The 20752-nt window shown below is 67.2% G+C and carries 26 protein-coding genes; 9 read left to right on the top strand and 17 right to left on the bottom strand.

Annotated features, from left to right (window positions below):
- Window position 1: 1 nt before the first annotated feature.
- The 3 genes from pstB (at window position 2) to R6U53_RS05685 (ending at window position 1819) form a co-directional block, all read left to right on the top strand.
- Entirely contained in the window at window positions 2–877 is an 876-nt protein-coding gene (pstB, locus tag R6U53_RS05675) for a phosphate ABC transporter ATP-binding protein PstB (protein WP_410321393.1), read from the top strand.
- A gap of 319 nt (window positions 878–1196) precedes the next feature.
- Window positions 1197–1478, top strand: a complete 282-nt coding sequence (locus tag R6U53_RS05680; protein WP_410321394.1) for a DUF433 domain-containing protein — start codon at window positions 1197–1199, stop codon at window positions 1476–1478.
- Window positions 1478–1819, top strand: a complete 342-nt coding sequence (locus R6U53_RS05685) for a DUF5615 family PIN-like protein (protein WP_410321395.1) — start codon at window positions 1478–1480, stop codon at window positions 1817–1819. Before R6U53_RS05680 ends, R6U53_RS05685 begins: the two co-directional genes overlap by 1 nt.
- 131 nt (window positions 1820–1950) lie before the next feature.
- On the opposite strand, the gene fer is transcribed toward R6U53_RS05685, so the two are convergent.
- Window positions 1951–2340: a ferredoxin Fer gene (gene fer / locus R6U53_RS05690; protein ID WP_410321396.1), complete on the bottom strand. Its 390-nt coding sequence runs from the start codon at window positions 2338–2340 to the stop codon at window positions 1951–1953.
- Window positions 2341–2511: 171 nt separating this feature from the next.
- Here fer and hisA point away from each other — a divergent pair, with 171 nt between their 5' ends.
- Window positions 2512–3228 (top strand): 1-(5-phosphoribosyl)-5-[(5-phosphoribosylamino)methylideneamino]imidazole-4-carboxamide isomerase, encoded by a 717-nt coding sequence (gene hisA, locus R6U53_RS05695; protein ID WP_410321397.1) that lies wholly within the window; start codon window positions 2512–2514, stop codon window positions 3226–3228.
- A gap of 35 nt (window positions 3229–3263) precedes the next feature.
- Here hisA and R6U53_RS05700 read toward each other — a convergent pair whose 3' ends face one another.
- The 8 genes from R6U53_RS05700 to R6U53_RS05735 all read right to left on the bottom strand — a co-directional run bounded on the left by R6U53_RS05700 (window position 3264) and on the right by R6U53_RS05735 (window position 7964).
- Window positions 3264–3650 (bottom strand): OsmC family protein, encoded by a 387-nt coding sequence (locus R6U53_RS05700; RefSeq protein WP_410321398.1) that lies wholly within the window; start codon window positions 3648–3650, stop codon window positions 3264–3266.
- 6 nt (window positions 3651–3656) lie between these two features.
- Window positions 3657–3866 carry a hypothetical protein gene (locus tag R6U53_RS05705; protein WP_410321399.1) on the bottom strand — a complete coding sequence of 70 codons (210 nt, stop codon included), beginning with the start codon at window positions 3864–3866 and terminating at the stop codon, window positions 3657–3659.
- A gap of 201 nt (window positions 3867–4067) precedes the next feature.
- Window positions 4068–4250 carry a hypothetical protein gene (locus tag R6U53_RS05710; protein WP_410321400.1) on the bottom strand — a complete coding sequence of 61 codons (183 nt, stop codon included), beginning with the start codon at window positions 4248–4250 and terminating at the stop codon, window positions 4068–4070.
- A gap of 208 nt (window positions 4251–4458) precedes the next feature.
- A complete protein-coding gene (locus R6U53_RS05715; RefSeq protein WP_410321401.1) occupies window positions 4459–4869 on the bottom strand; it encodes a hypothetical protein in 411 nt (136 codons plus the stop codon).
- A 79-nt stretch (window positions 4870–4948) separates the two neighbouring features.
- Window positions 4949–5197, bottom strand: coding sequence for a hypothetical protein (locus R6U53_RS05720; protein ID WP_410321402.1), 249 nt, complete (start codon window positions 5195–5197; stop codon window positions 4949–4951).
- Window positions 5198–5270: 73 nt separating this feature from the next.
- Window positions 5271–5444: a hypothetical protein gene (locus R6U53_RS05725; protein WP_410321403.1), complete on the bottom strand. Its 174-nt coding sequence runs from the start codon at window positions 5442–5444 to the stop codon at window positions 5271–5273.
- 178 nt (window positions 5445–5622) lie between these two features.
- A complete protein-coding gene (locus R6U53_RS05730; protein ID WP_410321404.1) occupies window positions 5623–6918 on the bottom strand; it encodes a cobyrinic acid a,c-diamide synthase in 1296 nt (431 codons plus the stop codon).
- On the bottom strand, window positions 6915–7964 hold the full coding sequence (locus tag R6U53_RS05735; RefSeq protein ID WP_410321405.1) for a nicotinate-nucleotide--dimethylbenzimidazole phosphoribosyltransferase: 1050 nt from the start codon (window positions 7962–7964) through the stop codon (window positions 6915–6917). The genes R6U53_RS05730 and R6U53_RS05735 overlap by 4 nt, the downstream gene beginning before the upstream one ends.
- A gap of 123 nt (window positions 7965–8087) precedes the next feature.
- Between R6U53_RS05735 and R6U53_RS05740 the strand changes: the two genes are divergently transcribed.
- The gene (locus R6U53_RS05740; protein WP_410321406.1) at window positions 8088–8825 is read left to right on the top strand and encodes a CbiX/SirB N-terminal domain-containing protein; all 738 of its coding nucleotides are present in this window, start codon (window positions 8088–8090) and stop codon (window positions 8823–8825) included.
- Between the two features lie 7 nt (window positions 8826–8832).
- On the opposite strand, the gene R6U53_RS05745 is transcribed toward R6U53_RS05740, so the two are convergent.
- The 5 genes from R6U53_RS05745 to cobN all read right to left on the bottom strand — a co-directional run bounded on the left by R6U53_RS05745 (window position 8833) and on the right by cobN (window position 14901).
- Window positions 8833–9252: a hypothetical protein gene (locus R6U53_RS05745; protein ID WP_410321407.1), complete on the bottom strand. Its 420-nt coding sequence runs from the start codon at window positions 9250–9252 to the stop codon at window positions 8833–8835.
- A 100-nt stretch (window positions 9253–9352) separates the two neighbouring features.
- Window positions 9353–9493 carry a hypothetical protein gene (locus R6U53_RS05750; RefSeq protein ID WP_410321408.1) on the bottom strand — a complete coding sequence of 47 codons (141 nt, stop codon included), beginning with the start codon at window positions 9491–9493 and terminating at the stop codon, window positions 9353–9355.
- A 77-nt stretch (window positions 9494–9570) separates the two neighbouring features.
- Window positions 9571–10311, bottom strand: coding sequence for a cobalt-precorrin-7 (C(5))-methyltransferase (locus R6U53_RS05755; protein ID WP_410321409.1), 741 nt, complete (start codon window positions 10309–10311; stop codon window positions 9571–9573).
- Window positions 10308–11033 carry a precorrin-8X methylmutase gene (locus R6U53_RS05760; RefSeq protein ID WP_410321410.1) on the bottom strand — a complete coding sequence of 242 codons (726 nt, stop codon included), beginning with the start codon at window positions 11031–11033 and terminating at the stop codon, window positions 10308–10310. Before R6U53_RS05760 ends, R6U53_RS05755 begins: the two co-directional genes overlap by 4 nt.
- Window positions 11026–14901, bottom strand: a complete 3876-nt coding sequence (gene cobN / locus R6U53_RS05765) for a cobaltochelatase subunit CobN (RefSeq protein WP_410321411.1) — start codon at window positions 14899–14901, stop codon at window positions 11026–11028. Before cobN ends, R6U53_RS05760 begins: the two co-directional genes overlap by 8 nt.
- Window positions 14902–14932: 31 nt before the next feature.
- Here cobN and R6U53_RS05770 point away from each other — a divergent pair, with 31 nt between their 5' ends.
- From R6U53_RS05770 to R6U53_RS05785, 4 genes are all read left to right on the top strand, one after another.
- On the top strand, window positions 14933–16984 hold the full coding sequence (locus R6U53_RS05770) for a VWA domain-containing protein (protein WP_410321585.1): 2052 nt from the start codon (window positions 14933–14935) through the stop codon (window positions 16982–16984).
- A 64-nt stretch (window positions 16985–17048) separates the two neighbouring features.
- The gene (locus R6U53_RS05775) at window positions 17049–17234 is read left to right on the top strand and encodes a CbtB domain-containing protein (protein ID WP_410321412.1); all 186 of its coding nucleotides are present in this window, start codon (window positions 17049–17051) and stop codon (window positions 17232–17234) included.
- 3 nt (window positions 17235–17237) lie between these two features.
- Window positions 17238–17960 (top strand): CbtA family protein, encoded by a 723-nt coding sequence (locus tag R6U53_RS05780; RefSeq protein WP_410321413.1) that lies wholly within the window; start codon window positions 17238–17240, stop codon window positions 17958–17960.
- Between the two features lie 3 nt (window positions 17961–17963).
- Entirely contained in the window at window positions 17964–18290 is a 327-nt protein-coding gene (locus tag R6U53_RS05785) for a (2Fe-2S) ferredoxin domain-containing protein (RefSeq protein ID WP_410321414.1), read from the top strand.
- Here R6U53_RS05785 and R6U53_RS05790 read toward each other — a convergent pair.
- The 3 genes from R6U53_RS05790 to R6U53_RS05800 form a co-directional block, all read right to left on the bottom strand.
- Window positions 18287–19099 (bottom strand): hypothetical protein, encoded by an 813-nt coding sequence (locus R6U53_RS05790; protein ID WP_410321415.1) that lies wholly within the window; start codon window positions 19097–19099, stop codon window positions 18287–18289. The genes R6U53_RS05785 and R6U53_RS05790 overlap by 4 nt on opposite strands.
- A gap of 66 nt (window positions 19100–19165) precedes the next feature.
- Entirely contained in the window at window positions 19166–20368 is a 1203-nt protein-coding gene (locus R6U53_RS05795; protein WP_410321416.1) for a PQQ-binding-like beta-propeller repeat protein, read from the bottom strand.
- On the bottom strand, window positions 20361–20732 hold the full coding sequence (locus tag R6U53_RS05800; RefSeq protein ID WP_410321417.1) for a DUF3209 family protein: 372 nt from the start codon (window positions 20730–20732) through the stop codon (window positions 20361–20363). The genes R6U53_RS05795 and R6U53_RS05800 overlap by 8 nt, the downstream gene beginning before the upstream one ends.
- Window positions 20733–20752: the final 20 nt, after the last annotated feature.

Raw genomic sequence — 20752 nt, forward strand, 5'->3', positions numbered from 1 at the left:
CATGCCACAAGATTCAATAGACGCGTCCGATACTGAGTCGAGCAGTTCAGACGATGTTCTGATTTCCCCGAGCCCGGGAAGAGAAGTGCTCGACGCAGGTCGACTCTCGGACGAGACCGCGGGTACCGAGCCAGTCATACGGGCGCAGGGCGTCACCGTTCACTACGGCGATGACCGGGCACTCAGTGATGTCACAATGAATATCCCGAAAAATCGAGTGACTGCGATGGTTGGTCCGTCCGGTTGCGGCAAGTCGACGTTCCTTCGGTGTATCAACCGAATGAATGATCTCATCGACACCGCCCACGTCAGTGGTGAACTCCATTTTGAAGAAAAGAACGTCTACGACGACGACGTTGATCCAGTCGCTCTCCGCCGCCGTATCGGGATTGTTTTTCAGGCTCCGAACCCGTTCCCGAAGAGCATCTACGACAACGTCGCCTACGGGCTTCGATTACAGGGCGATACCGAAAACTTAGATGAGCGCGTCGAGAAGTCGCTCCGCAGGGCGGCGCTGTGGGACGAGGTGAAAGACCAACTGGACTCGTCGGGACTGGATCTCTCCGGTGGCCAACAACAGCGACTCTGCATCGCCCGGGCGATCGCCCCCGACCCGGAAGTCATCCTCATGGACGAGCCCACGTCGGCGCTCGACCCGGTCGCCGCCTCGAAGATCGAGGATCTCATCGACGACCTCGTCGAGGAGTACACCGTCGTCATCGTCACCCACAACATGCAGCAGGCCGCGCGCATCTCCGATAAGACCGCGGTCTTTCTCACCGGCGGCGAACTCGTCGAGTTCGACGACACCGCGACGATCTTCGAGAACCCGAGCGACAGCCGCGTCGAGGACTACATCACCGGTAAGTTCGGATAGAGCGGCTCGACCGGCCGATCCGCGGCAGGTGGTCGTATTCATTGCCCCTTTCGAATCCCGCTGAACCGAAGGGTAGACAGACCAACCCGAGTACCACCGCTTTCGAAGCGATCGGCGGCGCTACGTCGGTGCTCACACGGAAAGCGCGGAGAGAAAAGCGCAAACGAATAGTCGATGCGTCCGGAAGCCGCGGAGACGTCGAACGCGTCGCGTCGATCCTCAGATGATGCGGGACTGATCGCAGTCGTGTCTCCATCCCGAACACTGGACGATCCTTCCCGAACCGGGTGTTCAAGTACGATGGTGGCATAGAAATCGTATGAGCCAAGTGACGAGGCGGATCGTGCGGGAACTACACGACGAGCCACATCTCGAAGGCCGACGGATCACCGTTCAGTTCATCAAGACGCAGGTCGAGGACCGCGGCCTCGAACCGCGGACCGTCGCCGACCGTCACGACATCGACGTGGCCGATGTCTATCGAGCGCTCACGTACTACCACGATCACCCGGGAGAGATGCGCGCCGTCGAACGCCAGCGCGAGTCGGTAGTCGAGGATCACGAGCACCTGACCACCGACCCTGACGACGTCCGCGACTGATGGCGTACCGAATCCTCACCGACGAGAACGTCGAGCGAGCGACGATTAACTACCTGCGAAAACTCGGCCACGATGTCGAGCGTCTCGACGATGTCACAGAGCTCGGACTCGGGAGTGAAGACGAGTCGATCGCCCAGTACGCCCGCGAACACGGTCGTCTGATTCTCACGCAGGACGACGATTTCTTCACCGAACTAGACGTCAAGGACACCGCTGACGTTCTCTTTCAGCGGGACCAGACCCTGTCTACGCGCGAGGTTGGAGACGCAGTTCACGAAATGTCACAGTATCTCGACCAGTCCGACATCGTCCTCGAATACGTCAGCAGGAACTGGCTGTGATTCTGTTCGCAGTCCCAATTCGGACACAGAACCGTCACTAGAGCGCCTTATCGTGGAGAATGTCCGGTGGACATCGTACGACAGTACCCGGAAGACGGTGCGTCTGTGAAACGCACGTTTCACGCCGCCAATTAGATGACGCGGTTCTGCAGGTAATCGAGGTGTTTCGCGTTGTAGACGATCCTGACCTCATCGGCGGCGGGGCTTCCGATGCACGTCAGTCGGACCATCTTCTCTTCGACTTCCTCGTCGGAGAGAATCTGCTGCATGTCCATGTCGATCTCGCCCTCTTTGACGATGGCGGCGCAGTTCGCACACGCACCGGCGCGGCACGAGAACGGCCAATCGTAGCCCTGCGCTTCGGCGGCTTCCAGAATGTACTCGCCTTCAGCGACGTCGAGAGAGCCGTAATCCTCGCCATCGAGCCCGGCGTCGGCGGCGTTCTCGAAGAGGTCGTCGTCGTCCATGTCCCAGCCGTTGTCGTCCAGCACTTCGTAATTGAGGTATTCTACAGTGGGCATCACTACGAAGTTTCACGCTCGGGTATGTTGAACCTTGCTGTTATTTCCGGGGATGCGGACAGACACACACGGTTGTCCGGTTCGTGTGGGCGTACGATGGAACGCCGAGGCGAGCCGAGACCGCCGCGACCGACGGGTACGCTTTTGTTCCCTCGGCGCGCCCGCGTAGCTGTGTTTCCCTCATTCGAAGTCGTCCCGGCGGTCGACGTGCAGGACGGGCAGGTCGTCCAGCTCGTCGGCGGCGAGCGCGGGACCGGTAAGGCGTACGGCGATCCGGTCGAGGCGGCCGAGCGGTGGGTCGAAGCGGGTGCGAACACCCTCCATCTCGTCGACCTCGACGGGGCCTTCGAGGGCGAGCGGGCGAACGCCGCCGCCGTCGAGGCGATCGTCGAGTCGGTCGACGTCGATCTCCAACTCGGGGGAGGCATTCGAACCGCCGACGACGCGATCGAAATTGTAGATGCGGGCGTCGACCGCGTCATCCTCGGGACGGCGGCCGTCGAGCACCCTGAGATCGTCGCCGAAATCAGCGAGACGCACCCGGGAACCGTGATGGTGAGCCTCGACGCGAAGGGGGGCGAGGTCGTCGTCTCGGGATGGACCGAGGGGACTGGACTCGACCCCGCCGAGGCCGCCGCGCGCTACGAGGACGAAGGTGCGGGGGCGATCCTCTTTACCGACGTGGACGTCGAAGGCCAACTCGAGGGGATCCGACGCGAGCCGGTCGAACGCGTCGTCGAGGCGGTCGACATTCCGTTCGTCGCGAGCGGAGGCGTCTCGACGCTCGACGACGTGCGGACGCTCCGGGAGGTCGGGGCGTCCGCTGTCGTCGTCGGGACGGCGCTGTACGAGGGTCGATTCACGCTCGAAGCGGCGATGGACGCGTGAGGGCGGGAGAAAGAGCCGGGGACGGCAGAATGCGCCTACCGTACGCTCGCGATCAGCGCCATGTCGTGCGCGAGGCGCAGCAGGTTCCACACCGGTGAACGCCGGGCACCAGCGGCCAGGATGTCGGCCTCCTCGTCCGTGAGGGTCGCTCCGCCGACTTCGATCTCGACGCGGATGTCGTCGAACGTTCCGTCTGATCGGTCGACGTCGTGGATCATGAGGACCACGCGCGGATCGAACTCGAGTGTGACGGTCGTTTCGAGGTCGTCGACGTCCATGTCGTTGGCGATCGCGGTGGTTTCGACGGCCACGTTCAGACAGCCGGTTAACGCGGCGATGGCCACCTCGATCGGTTCCATGCGATCGGTGGGGTCGACGAATCCGGCCGCATCCTCGACCTCCTTCCACGCACCGAGCGGCAACGTGTATTAGCGGGTCTCGCGGTGGATCTCGTCGTCGCCGAGCCCGTAGGCGTCGATCTTCGCGAGGCTGTGAAAGAGCCGCCCCTCGTAGAGAGCGCGAGCACCGAGTTCGAACGGTACGTCTCCGGGATTTCCCGTCACGTACTCGACGAACTCGTGAAATTTCTGCGTATCGACACCGTGTGTTACCATCGCTTCCGATTCTGCTTTTGCCATGGTGATCACCTGCGGACGATTCCGAGACTGGTCTGCGTCGCGTCACGTCCACCGGTGCAGGTACGGATCCGAGGATACGGTAGCTATCTCGCGATGGTTTTGCAGTCCGTGCCGACCCTGCGCGTCCCGGGAACGAAGCAGCGACTACACGCCGGGGCGGTCGTGACGGGACGGCAACTCATGACACGCCACGACCGGCCCTCATTCGAGTGGCCTGGCGTCGGGGCGATACCGCTCGCAGACCGAGTCGACCAAGTCGCGGACGGCCGAGACGCCGGTGTCGATCAACGCGTTGACCGTCCCGCTTTCTCGTTCATAGCGGCTGATCGTAACGCGGTCGTCCGGCAGTCCGGTCCCGTACGGGGGACGGTCGTCGTGTTCCAAGAGGGTGGAACTGTTTCGTTACAACATCCCCGAACCGCGATTCGGGTACATCGAAATGAAGCACACGTGATAGGTCAGTCGATCAACGTCACGTCCACGCCGTCGTCGCGCGATCGGTGCAGCGAATCGAAACGGGCTTCCACCAGGGTGACGTCCGGTCGCAGAAACCGTACGGTCGTCGTCTTTCGGAGGGGCGACTCGAACCGGTTCACCGGACGACACGGGGGGCGAAATCGGCGACGGTGACGATCAGCCCAGACCACGTTTCGAGCGGGAGTTCCCTGAACTCGTCGGGGAGCCAGTGCCGGACGTCGCGCAAGCGCCGTTCGGCTTCGACCCGGGCGAGCAGATCCTCGATCCCGGCGGCGACCGTCTTCCCGAGCCGGGTCGCCACGTACTGATGTCCGTCCTTACGGCTCCAGCTCCGATCCTCGAACTGGTCCAACGTCCGCCGCATCGTGGACGAGGAGACGCCGGTCAGCTCGCAGAGTTCGGCGCGACGCCAGGGGCGCTCCGTCAGGACGGCGAGCGTCGGAGTGCGGTGTCCGGAGCGCGAGAGATGCGCGAGATCACCGATCGACGAGTCGGCCGGTGAACGGCTCGTATTACCTGGATCCATGGTAAGATACGCGACATCGCATCGAAGCCATTCGCACCGTCCGGGCGCGAGCGAGAGCACGACCCGCTTGGAGGGTCCGCTAACAGTAGCACACCCAGGAGGTGTGCCCCCGCGAGCACCGACGTTTGGTGTGCTCTCCGAACGCGGCGACGGTCGTCCTGATCTTCAGTTCCACGTCCTCCGCTGGGGCCGGTACGAGCTCGAACTCCCCGCAGTCCGGACACGCCACCCGCGTCGTCTCGACAGTGGGCGTCTGTTCCGTCCCCTGGAGCGCTGTCTTGGAGATAGCGTTATCTGCTCTCGGTTCAGCTGTGTCAAGCTGTACCATATCGGCATCCCGGGGGCAGTTTGCAGGTGGCGGAACTCGCAGAAAGTGACCCATCACTCGCACAGCGACGGGATCACGTCGCCTTCTCGACGGCGTTTCCGAGCTTCGGGTAGTGTTCTTTTAAATAGTCGCGGAGGAAGACGAACCCCACGACGGCGACCACCGCGAACAGCGTACCCCCGACTGGGCCGAGTCGCTTCGCGCTGAGTTTCCACGCCGACCACGCGATACCGAGCAGTTCGAGCATACCGTGGCGTTCGGGGCGACGGGATAAAAATAACGGCGACGGTGAAACGAACAGTCCGGTTATCGTGCACGTTCGAGCAGTTATAGGCGGATCCGGCGTACGTCGGCGGCACTTATCCTTCGGAGCGCCCGACACTCCGGGGTATTTGTGCGGACGGACGACCGCAGCCCCACCCCGTTTATAACCGATCGACGAACCGATCGAACGCGCCCGAATCGGCGTGGACGTGCGCGTAGGTGCCGAGCGTCCGGTACTCGGTGAGACCCTCTTTTCGGTCGACGATCCCGTCGCCGCGCTCGACGTCGAAGGCGAAGGTCGCGTCCGGGGCCACGTCGGCCTCCGAGTAGTGGAACTCGTGGCCGCGGATCGTCTCGGCCGCGGCGGCGGTGAGCGTGTCGCCGCGCGCGCGCAACTCGACGTGATCGAGCGCCTGGTATCGGTCGTGCATCCGCACGTCGGCCGGGAGGACGCCGGCCATCCGATGCGTCTCGCCGTCGGCGTCCGTCAGCGTCTCCGAGAGGGCCATCAAGCCGCCGCACTCGCCGAGGACGGGCAGGCCCCCGGCGGCGCGATCGCCGAGTTCGGCGAGCGTACCACCGGCCGCCAGTCCGGGGCCGTGGAGTTCGGGGTAGCCGCCGGGGAGGTAGACGCCGTCGCAGTCCGGCACGGGATCGCCCGCGACGGGCGAGAAGGTCACGACCGAAGCGCGCTCTGCGAGCCGTTCGACGGTCGCGGGGTATTTGAAGCAGAACGCGCCGTCGTCGGCGACTGCGACCGTCGCGTCCGTATCCGGTCCCGAGGGTTCGGGCACCGGATGCGGTGGCTCGCGGGCGAGGTCGACCAGCCGTTCGATCTCGACGCCCTCGCTCGCTTCCCGGAGCGTCTCGGAGTCGATCGGGGCCTCCTCGCCCATGTGGAGCCCGAGGTGGCGGTCGGGGATTTCGAGCCCCGACAGCGGCGGGATTCGGCCGAGGTACGCCAGGCCGTCCGGCAGCGCCTCGCGGATTCCGGCTTCGTGGCGGCCGCCGTGGGCGCGCTGGGCGAGGACGCCGACGACGTTGATGTCACGGCCCGCCACCGTGGCGTACTCCCGAAAACCGAGCGCGGACGCGGCGACGCTCTCCATACCCGCCTTCGCGTCGACGACGAGCACCACCGGGAGGTCGAGCGTCTCGGCGACGTAGGCGGTCGAGTTCGTCCCGTCGTACAGCCCCATCATTCCCTCGACGACGCAGACGTCGCCCGACCCGCGCCAGTAGTTGCGCAGACAGCCGTCCTCGCCCGAAAGCCACGGGTCGAGGCTCCGGGAGGGTCGGTCGCAGACGGTGGCGTGGTGGCTCGGGTCGATGAAGTCCGGGCCGCCCTTCGCCGGCTGTGGCTCGTACCCTGCGGTTTTCAGGCCCTCCAAAACGGTGAGGGAGGCGACCGTCTTGCCGACGCCGGAGGCGGTGCCGGCGAGGACGACGCCCTTCACGGGGCCAGAACCTCCCGGTCGGCGTCGGCGAGCAGTCGGGTGTACACCTCGCGAACCCCCTCGCGGATCTCCGCCATCGGCACCGAGGCCCGCTCGGCGAGTGCGAGCGCGCCGCCCATTCCGACGCCCTCCTTGGCTTCGCCCGCGTTGTAGGCGGCCATCGCGGGGTGGTCGTCGGTGAATCCGGGATCGGTGACGGTGACGGAGAGACCGATCGCCGACGCGGCCCGGTCGAGGTCGATCGAGGGGTCGTCGGCGACGAACGAGGTGGTGGCGAGCGACAGCGATCCCTCGTAGCCGCCGTGTCGGAGGCAGGCGGCGGCCGCGACGAGCTGGGTGCCGCCGGCGAGGGTCACGGCGGTGTCGGTTTCGAGCGCGCCGGCGGCGATCCCGGCGACGACGGCCAAAGCTGGGTCGCCGGCCCGTCGCAGCGCAACGGTCGGTTCGCCGGCCGCCTCACCGGGCGAGAGCGCCGACGAGCCGAGCGCCTCGGCGACGACTTCCCGTTTCAACTCGAGTGGATTCTCCGGAAGCGACGAGGAGACTGCACCCTCGCCGTCGTGTCCGCCAACGGGATCCAGCACGTCGGCCTCGCCCAGTGCGGTCAACACGCCGAGTGCGGTGGTCGTGCCGCCGGGGACCGTCTCGGCGAGAAACAGTTCGTCGTCCGGGAGCTGACGACCGAACTGCCGCGCCGCGGCGAACGCGCCGGGCGCGGAGGGGACGGGGTCGTGCTCTCTGATGTCGCCGCCGGGGTGTGCGCCGACGGTGACGGTCGGTGCGCCGGTCGGCTCCGCCAATCCGGCGTCGACGACCGTCGTGTCGAGGCCGAGCCGTTCGACGACGGCGCGCGCGATGACGGCTGGCGTCGGACAACCGGTCGGCGAGACGGGAACGACCGGCGAGCGAACCACTCGACCGTAGGTAAGAACCTCGCTGTCGGCGCTCGGCGTGTGGACCATCAGATCGGGGTCGGCGCCGGCCGCGCTGATCCCGTCTATCTCGGCGGTCCGGGTCGTCCCGGCGCAGAGCACGAATCGAGTCATTGAAATTGCTTTCGTACAAGCGGACTTGAATCCACGGAATCTCCCGAAAGCTATTTGTCCGATGGCTCCACACGGTTGGACAAGCATAGTTGTGCTAAATAAAGCTGAGTTGATTAAAACCCAATGACAGACACACTCTTGCTCGTCGGCAGACGACACACCGAGCGCGCGGCGAAACGACACGCCGCTCGGCTTCGACGCCGCGGGGTCGCCGATCGCGTGATCGCCGCGACATACGAAAACGAGCCGGCGGAACTCGTCGAGAAGGGGCCGATCCGGGGATCGGGAGTCGGCGCTGGGGACGACACCTACGTCGTGCCGATGGCGCCCGCGCCCGATCACGACACGACGCGCGCGATACCCGGGGCACTTTCCGGGGCGCACCACTGCGAGCCGGTCGGGACCAGCCCGGCCGTCGTTCGAGGCCTCGCCGACAGGGCCGAAGCCGTGATCGAGCCCGGCGACGGGGCGTCGCTCGCGCTCGTCGCCTTCGGCGAGACGGCCGGATCGAAGTCGTACGCGACGACCGAACAACAGGCGACCAGACTGCGCGAGACGACCGCGTACGGCGAGGTCACGACGGCGTATCTGGTGCAAAACCCGGCCGTCGAGTGTCTCCGCTACAACCTCTCGGGAGACCGGGCCGTGGTCGTCCCCTTTTTCATCGCCGACTGCGAGGAGAGCGAGCGCGCGATCCCCGAAAAGCTGGAACTCGACCGCGGCGGCCTCGAGTACACGGACCCGCTCGGGACCCACGAGGCGGTTACCGACGCCATCGAAGCGGAGTTCGCAAAGGCCCGGGCGCTGGGCTCCGGGACCGCCGCGGTTCGCCCCGTCGCGACCGACGGGCGTGGCTACTGAGTCGGGCTCAGCCGCCGCCGAGTGTGACCGAGACGCGTCTGCCCTCGTGCTCGAAATAGTATCCCGGTGGATTGCCGGCGTAGTGCCGTTCGACGTCGGCCGTGAGATCCTCGAACGCCGCCGCGTCCTCGGCCGAAATCGATCGGTAGACGACCTCGAACGACTCCGTAACCTCGACGATTAGCTCCACGAGCGCGTCGAGCGCTGCGACGGCCGACTCGTCGGTCGAAAGAACCGCCTCGAGGTCGTCGGCCTCGACGGGGGCGGCCCGCAGATGATAGCTCGGCGCCTCGGCCGTGCTCGATTCGTCCGCCGGATCGTTCCGCTCGTCGGTTCCGCCGTCGTCGGAATCGCCGGAACCGACACAGCCGGCAGTCGCCGTCAGCGCGCTCACCGCACCGAGCAGGAGTCGCCGTCTCGTTACCATGCGCGTTCGGACGGTGCTTGGAAACCCGTAGTCTTGACGTTGCCGTTCGGTGCAGGCAGCGTGTCCCCCTTCTCGACAGGGCGTGTCGAAGTAACAACCGTCAGTACGCTTCGCTCGGGATCGGTGCGTTCCGGTGCTCGTCGAGGTGGGCTTCGAGTTCGTACCGGTCGAGCGGTCCCGACCCGTCCAGCGCCGCGAGCAACTCCGTCGTGTCGTCCGACCCCCACAGGAAGCCGAGCACCTCCTCGATAGCGCCCCTGTGTCTCGCACGTACCGCCGAGAGAAAAGTATCAGGTGGAAGGTGACTCCCGATATCGATTACCGCCGGACGACGAGCACCGACAGATCCGAGAAGGCGGTTTCGTCCTCGGCATCGACGTCGGCCGCCAGCTCCGACAGGGAAGTCCGCGTGATCGCCTCGTCGTCGTGAGTCAGTCGTTCACAGACGAGCGCTTCACGATCCGGTGTGCCTGATTCGAGCAATCGGTGGGCGATTCGCTCGGGCATCCAGTCGAACGGCCGCGGCAGGACGAGTAGGTGCCGATCGCCGGCGTCGCGCTCGAGGCGTTCGAGGTCGGCCTCGATCGGCCCGCTCTTGTGGAGGGTGACGAACGTCGTCTCCTCCATCGGCGTCCGGGCGCGGGAGGCGGCGATCTGTAGCGAAGAGATACCCGGAATCACCCGGACGGGCGCGTCGACGGCGGATTCGACCTTGCCGACGAACTGATAGCCCGAGTGGTTCGGATCGCCCATCAGGACGGCCGTCCCGCGCGCGCCCTCGGCGACGCGGTCGGCGAACACGGCGAGTACCTCGGGTTCGTCTCTGTAGCCGCAGGTCAACGCCTCGCCCGTCACTTCGTCGCGAACGAAGTCGACGACCGTCTCGAAGCCGACGACGACGTCCGCCTCGCGGATCGCGCGCGCGCCGCGCCGAGTGAGGTACTCGACGTTGCCGGGGCCGATTCCGACGGCGTGAACGGGCGGATCGTCGGTCGGGCCGGGTTCGGGCCGGCGCGCGGCGAACGCTCCGGGATCGTCCGGGAAGTCGATCGGTGTCATTGGTCCAGTTTCAACTCACCGTTTCGGGCGTCGCTCGCGACGTGGATCAACTCGTTGGTCAGCCCGGCCGCTAGCCCGCTACCGCCGCGGCGACCGACGTTCGTGATCGCTGGGATGGCGTGGGCCGCACAGACCTCCCGGACGCGCTCGCGGCTCTCCGCGGCCTTGACGAAGCCGACCGGCGTGGCGACGACGACGGCCGGACGGGTTCCCTGTTCGATACAGTCGGCGAGCGCCAACGCGGCCGTCGGGGCGTTCCCGATCGTCGCGATCGCGCCGTCGTAGGCGCCATCGCGGTCGAGTTCGAGCACCGAGGCCGCGGTTCGCGTCATCCCCGTCTCGGCGGCCAGTTCGGCGCCGTTTCCGATCGCCTTCCGAACCGGGCAGTCGTGGCCTCGACCCGTGATGCCGGCTTTGACCATCGTGATATCCGTGACGATCGGGCGCTCGTCGAGGACGGCGCGGGCTCCGGTCCGGACCGGCTCGGAGTCGTCGGTGCCGGTAAAGCGCATCAGGTACTGGAACTCCGAGTCGCCGGTCGCGTGGACCGATTTCGCCCGGACTCGATCGGCGAGCGTCTCCTGGGGAACCAGTTCGTGAACCCGATCCATGCTCGTCTCGGCGATCTCCATCGCTTTGGCGGTCGTCGCGCCGAGATCTGCGTAGGCCTCGAACTCCCTTTCTGTTCCGGATTCGGACCCGTCGTCGGTCGCGTCAGTCATCGCTCGTCACCTCCCCGACCACGCCGGGGTTCGACGTTCGCTCCTCCAGGTCGCCGTCGACGGAGAGGTTCAGGTCAGTCAACCGTTCCTCGATCTCGTTGTCGGCATCCCAGAGTCCGCGTTCGATCGCCTCCAACAGCGTGTCGGTGATCGATTCGAGCGCCCACGGATTTACCTCGCGCATCCACGCCTGTCTGTCCTCATCGAAGGCGTATCGTTCGGCCACGTCTTCCCACAGCGTGTCGCTCACGACGCCGGTCGTCGCGTCCCAGCCGAGCGTTACGTCGACCGTCGTCGAGAGGTCGCCCGCGCCCTTGTAACCGTGCTCCTCCATCGAGTCGAGCCACTCGGGGTTCAGGACGCGAGCGCGCATCGCCTTGCGGACCTTCTCCTCGTTGGTGTAGACGGAGACGTTGTCCGGATCCGAGGAATCGCCCACGTAGGAGGCCGGCTCTTCGCCGGAGACCTCCGCGACGGCGGTGATGAAGCCGCCGTGGAAGGCGTACCAATCGGAGGAGTCGAACTCGTCCTGTTCCATCGTGTCCTCGATTTTGACGGTCGCGTCGACGCTGCCGAGCCGCCGCCGGAACGCGTCGTGGCTCTCGCTGACGCGACCCCGTGAGCCGAGCGCGTAGCCGCCCCACTGGACGTACACCTCGGCGAGGTCCGAGCGATCCTCCCAGTTCCCCTCGTCGACGGCCTTGTTGGTGCCGGCACCGTAGCCTCCCGGCCGGATCGTGAACACCCGCGGGAGGGCGGCCTCGCGCGCGTCGTCCTCATCCATCCCCTCCGCCGTCAGTTCCTCGGCCTCTTCGTCGACGTGTTTTTTCACGTAGTTCATCTCGTGGGGTTCGTCCAGAGCGACGACGGCCTCGACGGCGTCGTGAATGACGCCCGCCGCCTGCGGGAAGGCGTCCCGGAAGAGCCCCGAAACGCGCGTCGTCGCGTCGATCCGAGGCCGTCCGAGGTCGTCGAGGTCGATCGGTTCGACGTCGTCGATCCGGCCCGCGTCGGTCCAGACCGGCTCGACGCCCATCAGCGCGAGCACCTGCGCGATCGTCTCCCCGCGCGTTCTGACGGTCGGGGTGCCCCACGCGACGACGCCGACCTCCTCGGGGTACGCACCCTCCTCGTCGTGGTGTCTGCCCAACGTGCTTTCGGCGACCTCGCGGCCGACTTCCCACGCCGACCGCGCAGGAACCTTTCGGGGATCGAGCGTGTAGAAATTCCGTCCCGTCGGCAACAGATCGACGCCACCGCGCGTCGGTGCACCCGACCCGCCCGGCGGGACGTACTCGCCTGCGAGCGCGTCCACCGTCCGCGGAATCTCGGCCTCGGCTTCCAACACCCGCGGGGCGGCCTCCTCGCAGATGTACGCGAGCGCCGCCCGCAGGTCGTCGTGTGCGCCGCCCTTCACGCGGGCGTCGCCGAGGGCGTCGACGTCGACGACGAGCAGGTTCATCGTCGTCTCATCGTCCGGTCCGGCGTCGGGTTCGGCCTCGGGCACGTCGAAGTCGTGTTCGGCGAGCGCCCTGACCAGTTCGACGCTCAGTTCGTGGACCTCGTCTGCCGCCTGCGAGTACGTCATTCCGAGCGTCTCGTCGTACTCGCCCGGCGCGTCGAGCATCCGCCCGTAATCGACGCCCAACACGCCGGCGACCGACTCCCGAAGCGACGGCGCACCGGCGTTTTCGAGCCGCGTCAGCGCGACGAGGTACTCGACGAGCCGATCGCTTTCGGGCGGTTCACCCATCGTGTGCAGCCCCATCCGGATCTGGGTCGTCTTCACGTCCGTCAGGTAGGCGTGGACGCGTTCGACCAGTTCGTCGGTGTCGATGTCGTCGCCGGAGACCGTCCCCTCTGCGAGCGTCGATCCGGCCTCGTCGGGCCCACGAACGTCCGCTCGCTCCGAAATGTCGCCCGCGATTCCCAACTCGACGGCGAGGTCTAACTCGTCGACCGCCTCCCGGAGCAGTCGTTCAACGGTCTCACCGGTCTCGCCGCCCGCCTCGCGGTAACGATCCGCCAGCTCCTCCAGTTCCGCGAGGTCGTCGTACGTCCCGGCGTTCGCCATCGGTGGTGTGAGGTAGTCGACTACGGCGGCGTAGGAGCGCCGCTTCGCTTGAGTTCCCTCGCCGGGGTTGTTGATGATGTAGGGATAGACGTTCGGCAGGTCCGCGACGAGCGCATCGGGGGCGCTCTCGGCGTCGAGCCCGACCGTCTTGCCCGGCAGCCACTCCAGGGAGCCGTGCGTGCCGAGGTGGACGACGGCGTCCGCGTCGAACTCCTCGCGAAGCCACGCGTAGAACGCGTGGTAGTCGTGCGGCGGCTGGAGATCCGAGTCGTGGTACACCTTCGAGGGATCCATTCCGAAGCCGCGGGGGGGCTGGACCGTGACGAGGACGTTGCCGAACTCGACACCGGGGATCGCGAAGGGGCGTTCGGGCGGGTCGCCCCACTCCTCCGCGACGTTCTCGCGGAAGCCGGAATCGGCGTCGGCCCACCACTCGGCGTACCGATCGGTCGAAACCACGTCGACGGAGAGCTCCCGAACGTCCTCGGGGGCGACCCATCGGTCGTCCAGCGTTAGTTGGGAGGTGAGCGTCTCGATGAGGTCCTGTCCGGAGTCGGGAAATCGCTCCCCCAAATCGTATCCGCGCGTCCGCAACTCCTCCAGCAGGTTCACCGTCGATTCGGGCGAGTCCAGGCCGAACGCGGTCCCGATCCCGTCGTCGCTCGGCGGGTAGTTATGCAGGACGACGGCCACTTGCTTGTCGTCGTTCGAGGTGTGCCGAAGCGTCGCCCAGTTGACGGCGAGGGAGGCGACGTGCTCGATGCGATCCTCGATCGGGAAGTGTTGTTTCGGCGCGCTCCCGATTCCGGCCTCGTCGTCGGTGCGCTCCTTCCCGGAGATCGGGTGGGTGATGACGTTGCCGTCGAACTCCGGCAGCGCCACGGAGAGCGCCAACTCGAAGCCCATCACGCCCGTGTCGCTGGTCGCATAGCGCGACCGCGAGCGCATCGTCGTCACGGTCTGGATGACGGGGACGCCGAGGCGTTTCAAGAACACCTCCTCGGCGTCGCCCCCCTCGTCGGCGGCCTCGCGGCCGCGCTCGGCCATCGACAGCGAGAACATGAACGACGAACAGACGGCGTCGACGAGCGGTTCGCCCGACGCGTCGGTGAGCCAGTTGTCGACGACCCATTCGGCGTCTTCTTGGCTCTCGGAGTCGGTAACGGGGTTGCAGAAGACGGGGAGAGCGTTCGCGCCCTCGCGTTCGATCGCCCGGACGAGCGCGTCGACGTATCGGGTGTTCTCGTGGGTCCAGTGGGACTCGTAGAACCAGACGGCGACGGTCGGCTTGGCGTCGTCGAGGGTCGCGTAGAGTTCCTCGACGGACGCCCCCGGATGATCGGGGTGATACACACCCTCGGTCGGCAGGGTCACGGGGGCGTCGTATGTCGGTTCGGCCGGCGTGAACCGATCGACGAGATATCGAACGCAGTTCGCCAAGTTGGCGCTCCCGCCGCGTTCGAGGTACTCGGAGGCGGTGTCGCGGACCTCGGTCGGGACAGTCGTGTCCTCGACGGCGAAGGCGTCGCCGGTCGCCTTCACGACGACGGGCACGCCCGCCTCGTAACAACGATCGATCGCCAGATAGTAGCCCGGCATGCTGTCCTCGGCGCCGTGGAGCCACAGGACGACGACGTCGCAGTCGGTCAGTTCCTCGCAGAACGCCTCGACGTCCTCGGGGTCGTCGAGGTCGCTCTCGGAGCGGACGACGAGGTCGGCGTCGACCTCGCCCGCGGCGCGGGCGAGCGCGCCCAGTTCGTTTTCGGTCGCGGTGTAGAGTCCAACGGTTGGCATAAGGTTGATAAACTCCGTTTGTGTTAATCCAATTGTGTTTGATTTCGCCGTCGACAAAAGCGTTTCCACGCCGTTCGGTGCGGTCGTCGGACAGAAGCGGCTGAAGCGGGCGCTGTTATGTGTCGCGACCGACGACGCCCTCGACGGGGTGTTGGTGACCGGCGAGAAGGGAACGGCGAAGTCGACGCTCGTGCGGGGGCTCGCCGACTTGCTCCCCGAACAGCGCGCGATCGCCGACTGTCCGTACGGCTGTCCGCCGGCCGATCGACGACGACAGTGCGAGGAGTGCCGCGAGCGGGCGACGTTTCCCGTGGAGACGCGGCCGGTTCCGCTGGTGACGCTGCCGCTTGGGGCGACGAGGGAGCGCGTCGTGGGAACGCTCTCGGTCTCCGATGCGCTCGCGGGGGAAGCGACGTTCGAGCCCGGACTGCTGGCGCGGGCGAACCGCGGCGTCCTCTACGTCGACGAGGTGAACCTGCTGGACGACCACCTCGTCGACGTGCTCCTCGACGCCGCCGCCTCGGGGTACAATCGAGTCGAGCGCGACGGCGTGAGCCGAATCCACCCCGCCGAGTTCACGCTCGTGGGGACGATGAACCCCGAGGAGGGCGATCTCCGGCCGCAGTTGCGGGATCGGTTCGCGCTCTCGGTCGAGGTCGAGGGCGAACGCGATATCGAGAACCGGGTCGCCATCATCGACGGCGACCTCGGCGAAGCCACGCCGGACGACGACACCGAAGCGCACCGACGACGCCTCCGCGATGCTCGCGATCTCCTCACAGCGGTCGAGTTGACGGACGAACAAAAACGCGGGATCGCCGAACTCTGTCTCGAGGCGGGCGTGGACGGCCACCGCGCCGACATCGCAACCGCACGTGCGGCGCGCGCACTCGCCGCCCTCGACGGTCGGCCGACGGTCACCGACGGCGACGTTCGAACGGCCGCGTCGTTCGCGCTCGGCCACCGGATGCGGTCGACGCCGTTCGAGGACGCACCCGACTCCGAGGACGTGATCGACGAACACTTCGACGGCGAGGAGACCGACGACGAGGACGCCGAAGGGGAGTCCACGCCGGAATCGGAGTCGGAGTCGTCCCCCACGGACGCGGACGACGGGGAGGCCGGCGAGCCGAGTCCGGACGCCGAACCCGGGGGTGAGGGGACCGGTGAATCGGCGGACGACTCGTCGCCCGGGGAACGCGACGGTGGCGAACCGCGCTCGGCGGAAGCGGGGAGAGACGCCGACACCGATACGAACGAGTCGAACGATCGCGATTCCGATGACACCGAGCGAGCGACCCCGCTCGTCCCCGGACAGCCGGCGGAGCCGATCGAACGCGCGGCGTCACCCGAGATCGACGAACCGAACGCTGAAGACGCCGCCGGATCCGGACGCGCCGCTTCGGCGTTCTCCACCCGAAACGACGGCGTCCGAGTCCGAACCGAGCCGGCCGACGCGGGGGACGGCGTCGACGCCGCAGCGTCGGTTCGCGCCGCCGCCGCGCGTGGCCGTGACCGCGTCGAGACGCGCGACCTCCGACGATCGGTTCGGTCGGGGGCCGGCGAAGCGCTCGTCGTCTTCGCCGTCGACGCATCGGCGTCGATGCGCCCCGCGATAGCGGCGGCGAAGGGGGTCGTGCTCGAACTGCTCGAAGAGTCCTACACCGAACGCGACAGCGTCGCCGTCGTCGCGTTCGCGGGCGAGGACGCGGAGGTACTGCTTCCACCGACCGACTCCGTGACGCTCGCGGCCCGCCACCTGAAGGAACTACCGACTGGCGATCGGACGCCGCTTCCGGCGGGACTTCGGACGGCCGCGGACGTGATCGATCGCGCCGAACCCGACGCAGCGGTCGCCGTCGTCGTCTCCGACGGGCGGGCAAACGCCGCCGAGAATCCGACGGCCGACACCCGTGCTGCCGCGGCCGCGCTCGCCTCGACGGACGCCCGCGTCGTCTGCGTCGATTCCGGAGAGGGACGCGGTCTCCTCGCGGACGTCGTCTCGACGACGAACGGAACGCTCCTCGATCTCGACGCGCTCACGCCCGAGCGCGTCGAGGCTGAACTCGCGCGGTCGCGGTAACGCTCGGCGTCGGACCCCGACCCGAAGTTTTACAACCTAGCTTGTGGAAAGACAAGTATAATTTATGAACGCGAACGAAACCGTCGCGGATCGACTCGAACTGGCTCGCACGGAACTGACGCCGCTACAGATCGCCACCGGGCTCGCTTTCGGCGCGGCGATCGTCTTCACGCTCATGTTCCTCCAGGAGCCGATGGTCCACGACTCGATGCACAACTTCCGACACGCCGCCGGCATCACCTGCCACTGATCGATGCTTTCGAGATACTTCCAGCGCGGCGTGGCCGCCGGCTTCGTCGCCGGACTCGCCTACGCGACGTACATGCTCCTCGTTGGGAACCCGCTCAGCGAATACGTCGACGGCGCTGGCCACGCTCACGAGCACGCCGGCGCGGTCTCAGAACTGACGACGGCCGCCGTCAGCGTGGGCAGCGGTCTCCTGTGGACGATCCTGCTCGGTGGCGTCCTCGCGCTCGCGCTGTACGCTCTCGAACCCGCGCTCCCGGGTCCGGAAGCCGCGAAGCCGTACATCCTGGCCGGGGCCGGTTTCCTGACCGTCTCGGGCTTCCCGTGGCTCGTGCTTCCACCCGCCGCCCCCGGAGCGGTACACGCGTACCCGGTCGACGTTCGGATCCGACTCTACGTCGGTCTCGTCGTCTTGGGTGCGCTCACCGTCGCCGCGAGCGTCGCGGCGTACGACCGGGGAGTGCGCCGTCACGTCGGGATCGGCCTCGTCGCTGGAGCCACACCGCTTCTGGCCGTCGCGGCAGCCCTCTCGCTCGTCGCACCCACGGTGACGACCCATCCGGACCTCCCCGCCGAACTCGTGGCGACGTACCAGGGGCTCGCCGTCCTCAGCCAGGCGGCGCTGTGGCTGCTCATCGCCGCGACGTTCGACGCCCTCGGACGATGGGCGTCGATCCGGACCGACGAACCGGAACCGACAGCCCCGAGCGACGACGCGCTCGTTGGGTGAGCGATGAAACGACGCACCGATCAACAGACGACTCGCCTCGCCGCCCACGTCTTCGTCTGCGTCAACGACCGCGACTCGGAGTACGCCTGCTGTGCGGACGCCGGCGGTGAGGAGACTGCACAAGCGGTGAAGGCGTGGCTCCGCGAGCGAAACGCCTTCTGGTCGCCCGTCGGCGTCTCGACGACCGACTGCCTCGGACTCTGTAGCGAGGCCGGCACCGCGATCACGATCCAACCGCAAAACGAGTGGTACGCCGAGGTCCACCCCGAGGATGTCCCCGACCTCCTGACCGAGGCGTTCGGTCCGGACGCCGGGGGAGTTCGAAACTAGATCCCGCTGACCGCCAGCGTGAGTCCTCCCGCGAGCAACAGCCCCGCCCCGATTCCGGCTCGGCCGAGAACCCCCCTGCGCAGCCCGGACAGCCTCGACTCTGGATCGCCGAACACGAGCACGAGCGGCGCGTCGTCGTTCCCGCGGAGGACTGGTTCCTCGCCCGTCTCGTCGAGATCACCGTAGGCCGCGACGTGGTCGCCCTCTCGCAGGACTGTCGCCTGATACCGATCCGGCGTCATCGATCCGCGGTCGGGGCGGCTGAACCCGATCTCGTTCAGCACGCCGTCCTCGCCCGCGATCGCCCACCGCTCTAACCGCTGTGTCATCGGATCGAGTCTGCCGAGCGGGAGGCTCACGTCCGGCTTACCGACGCACACGAAGGGCGTTTCGAACGGATCGACCAGCCCGTCGAGTTCACCGCCCTCGGCGGTGAGCCAGCTGTGATCGATTCGGATGCGATCTACCCCCTGCCAGACAGCGATCTCACCGACCGCGAGACCGCCGTTCGCCGTCGTCCACCTCGATGGCGTCCGCTGGCCGGCGGCTCGAACCTTCCGGCGGACGCGCCACGCCCAGAGTCCGGGGGATGCGCCGTCGGCGAATTCGGGCGGCGGCGACTGTTCGGGAACCGCGGAGTCATCGACCTCGACAGTGCCGCTGACTGTCGGGTCGTCCCCGATCGCCTCCGAACCGGCGAGAGCGTCCCGAAACGCCGCGTATCGCAGCTGTCGCTCGCGGGCACTGAGCAGGCCCGCGAACCCGACGACGCCGAGGACGGCAGCGAGAAAGAGGAGTGCTGGTTGCATCGTATGCTACGTCCGCGTTCCCGGCCGTCAAATATCCCGCGGGAGCGCGCTCGGGGACGGTCGAACTCACCCGACGGCGAGGGCGTACGAGCCGAGCGTCTTCCCGTCGCCGTCGTGGTATCGGACCGGCTCCTCGACGACGGCGACCCGATCGCCGTCGAGGGCGGCCGCCGTGCAGACGCCCTCGGTATCGCAGGTGGCGACGAGTCCATCGGTCGCGTCGAACAGCCGAACGCCGTGCACTTCGGGGTCCCGATCCCGAAAGTGCTGGGCAACGGGCGCGAGCACCCGATCGGCGTCGGTCGCGATCTCGTGAGGGAAGCCGCCGACGGGGGCGCGCCAGCGTCGCTCGCCCTCGGCAGTGTAGCCGAACGCCGACTGTTCGTTCGGGTGTCGGCCGTCCGTCTCGCGACCCTCCTTCGGGAAGGAGTTGCCGGTGAGGAAGACGACACCGGCTTCGCCGGCATCGACGTGGTTCGGATAGGTGTACACTTCGTCGCCGTCCGATTGGGGCCGCCCGAGGTCGACGCGCCACGCGACCTCGCCGTCGGTGAGGCGGTAGCCGCGATAATCGGCGTGGCTCGCCACAGCGAGTCCGTCGTCGAACGCCGCAACGTCGCCGACGCGTCGGGTCGACGTCCGATCGGGATCCCACGTCCAGCGCTCGCGGCCGTCGACGTCGAGGACGACGAGCCCGTCGTCGTGGATGCCCGGACAGCGGTTGTACGCGACGGCGAGCCCGTCGTCGATCGGAGCCAAAGAGACCGGCGAGGCGTCGGCGTCGTATCGCCACCGTATGTGTCCGTCCGGACCGAGCGCGTACACCGCGCTCTCGAAGTGCCGTCCGTCGCGGCGCTCGTAGCGTCTGGCGGCGACGTAGGCGGTCCCCTCGGAAACGACCGCGTCGACGATCATCGGCAGGAAGAATCGCGTTTCCCTCGTCGGGTCGCCGAGGTCGGCGGCCGCCTCGATCCGCCAGCGTTCCTCGCCGCTTTCGAGAAACCGGACCGCACCGCGGGCGGAGCGCTCGCCGACGAGGACGCCATCCGCGAAGGGACAGAGCGTGATCGCGCTGCCATCTCCGGCGGTGCGCCAGCGTTCTGTACCCGCATCGTCGAACGACCGAACCGAGCCGTCAGCCAACCCGACGACCGGGCCGTCGTCCGTCAGCGCGATTCCGGATCTACGGCCCGCCTGTCGGGAGCCGCATGGGTCGAGATCCCCGAGGTCGATTCGACGTGCGTGGTCGACGACGGTGGCGTCACGCATCGGCCGGGAAGATCTCGTGGAGCGCGTGGTGCGTCTCACCGAGGTCGTCGAGAAAGCCCTCGCCGTGACCGAGCAGGCGACCGAGTGCGGCTTCCGCGTCCCGAACCGCGACGAGTCGTCCTCGGTGATAGTCGTAGTCGGGCTCGTCGCCGTCGGTCGCGGCGACCTCCGATTCCAGTTCGACGAGGGCGGTATCGAGATGGCGTTTACAGGCCGCGAGCGTGTCGGCCTCGGCGAGCGCCTCGATGTGCGGTTCCGGCGAGTCACCCAGTTCGTCGCGGGCGTGTTTCTTCGCGGCATCGTCGCCGACGCCGAGACAGTTCATCAAGCCGAGTCGGAGTGCTTCGAGTTCGTGGCAGGTCATGGTGATCGTGCGGTCGTGGG

It is taken from the genome of Natronomonas sp. (assembly GCF_046483325.1).
Classification (GTDB): domain Archaea; phylum Halobacteriota; class Halobacteria; order Halobacteriales; family Haloarculaceae; genus Natronomonas.

Bases quoted from the DNA above. Each gene is read 5' to 3' on its own strand.
- fer (WP_410321396.1), bottom strand. From the start codon at position 2,340: ATGCCCACTGTAGAATACCTCAATTACGAAGTGCTGGACGACAACGGC.
- R6U53_RS05735 (WP_410321405.1), bottom strand. From the start codon at position 7,964: ATGACTCGATTCGTGCTCTGCGCCGGGACGACCCGGACCGCCGAGATA.
- R6U53_RS05780 (WP_410321413.1), top strand. From the start codon at position 17,238: ATGCTTTCGAGATACTTCCAGCGCGGCGTGGCCGCCGGCTTCGTCGCC.
- pstB (WP_410321393.1), top strand. From the start codon at position 2: ATGCCACAAGATTCAATAGACGCGTCCGATACTGAGTCGAGCAGTTCA.
- R6U53_RS05790 (WP_410321415.1), bottom strand. From the start codon at position 19,099: ATGCAACCAGCACTCCTCTTTCTCGCTGCCGTCCTCGGCGTCGTCGGG.
- R6U53_RS05760 (WP_410321410.1), bottom strand. From the start codon at position 11,033: ATGACTGACGCGACCGACGACGGGTCCGAATCCGGAACAGAAAGGGAG.
- R6U53_RS05720 (WP_410321402.1), bottom strand. From the start codon at position 5,197: ATGGTACAGCTTGACACAGCTGAACCGAGAGCAGATAACGCTATCTCC.
- R6U53_RS05755 (WP_410321409.1), bottom strand. From the start codon at position 10,311: ATGACACCGATCGACTTCCCGGACGATCCCGGAGCGTTCGCCGCGCGC.
- R6U53_RS05715 (WP_410321401.1), bottom strand. From the start codon at position 4,869: ATGGATCCAGGTAATACGAGCCGTTCACCGGCCGACTCGTCGATCGGT.
- R6U53_RS05775 (WP_410321412.1), top strand. From the start codon at position 17,049: ATGAACGCGAACGAAACCGTCGCGGATCGACTCGAACTGGCTCGCACG.
- R6U53_RS05745 (WP_410321407.1), bottom strand. From the start codon at position 9,252: ATGGTAACGAGACGGCGACTCCTGCTCGGTGCGGTGAGCGCGCTGACG.
- R6U53_RS05725 (WP_410321403.1), bottom strand. From the start codon at position 5,444: ATGCTCGAACTGCTCGGTATCGCGTGGTCGGCGTGGAAACTCAGCGCG.
- R6U53_RS05785 (WP_410321414.1), top strand. From the start codon at position 17,964: ATGAAACGACGCACCGATCAACAGACGACTCGCCTCGCCGCCCACGTC.
- R6U53_RS05705 (WP_410321399.1), bottom strand. From the start codon at position 3,866: ATGGCAAAAGCAGAATCGGAAGCGATGGTAACACACGGTGTCGATACG.
- R6U53_RS05680 (WP_410321394.1), top strand. From the start codon at position 1,197: ATGAGCCAAGTGACGAGGCGGATCGTGCGGGAACTACACGACGAGCCA.
- R6U53_RS05795 (WP_410321416.1), bottom strand. From the start codon at position 20,368: ATGCGTGACGCCACCGTCGTCGACCACGCACGTCGAATCGACCTCGGG.
- cobN (WP_410321411.1), bottom strand. From the start codon at position 14,901: ATGCCAACCGTTGGACTCTACACCGCGACCGAAAACGAACTGGGCGCG.
- R6U53_RS05740 (WP_410321406.1), top strand. From the start codon at position 8,088: ATGACAGACACACTCTTGCTCGTCGGCAGACGACACACCGAGCGCGCG.
- R6U53_RS05800 (WP_410321417.1), bottom strand. From the start codon at position 20,732: ATGACCTGCCACGAACTCGAAGCACTCCGACTCGGCTTGATGAACTGT.
- R6U53_RS05685 (WP_410321395.1), top strand. From the start codon at position 1,478: ATGGCGTACCGAATCCTCACCGACGAGAACGTCGAGCGAGCGACGATT.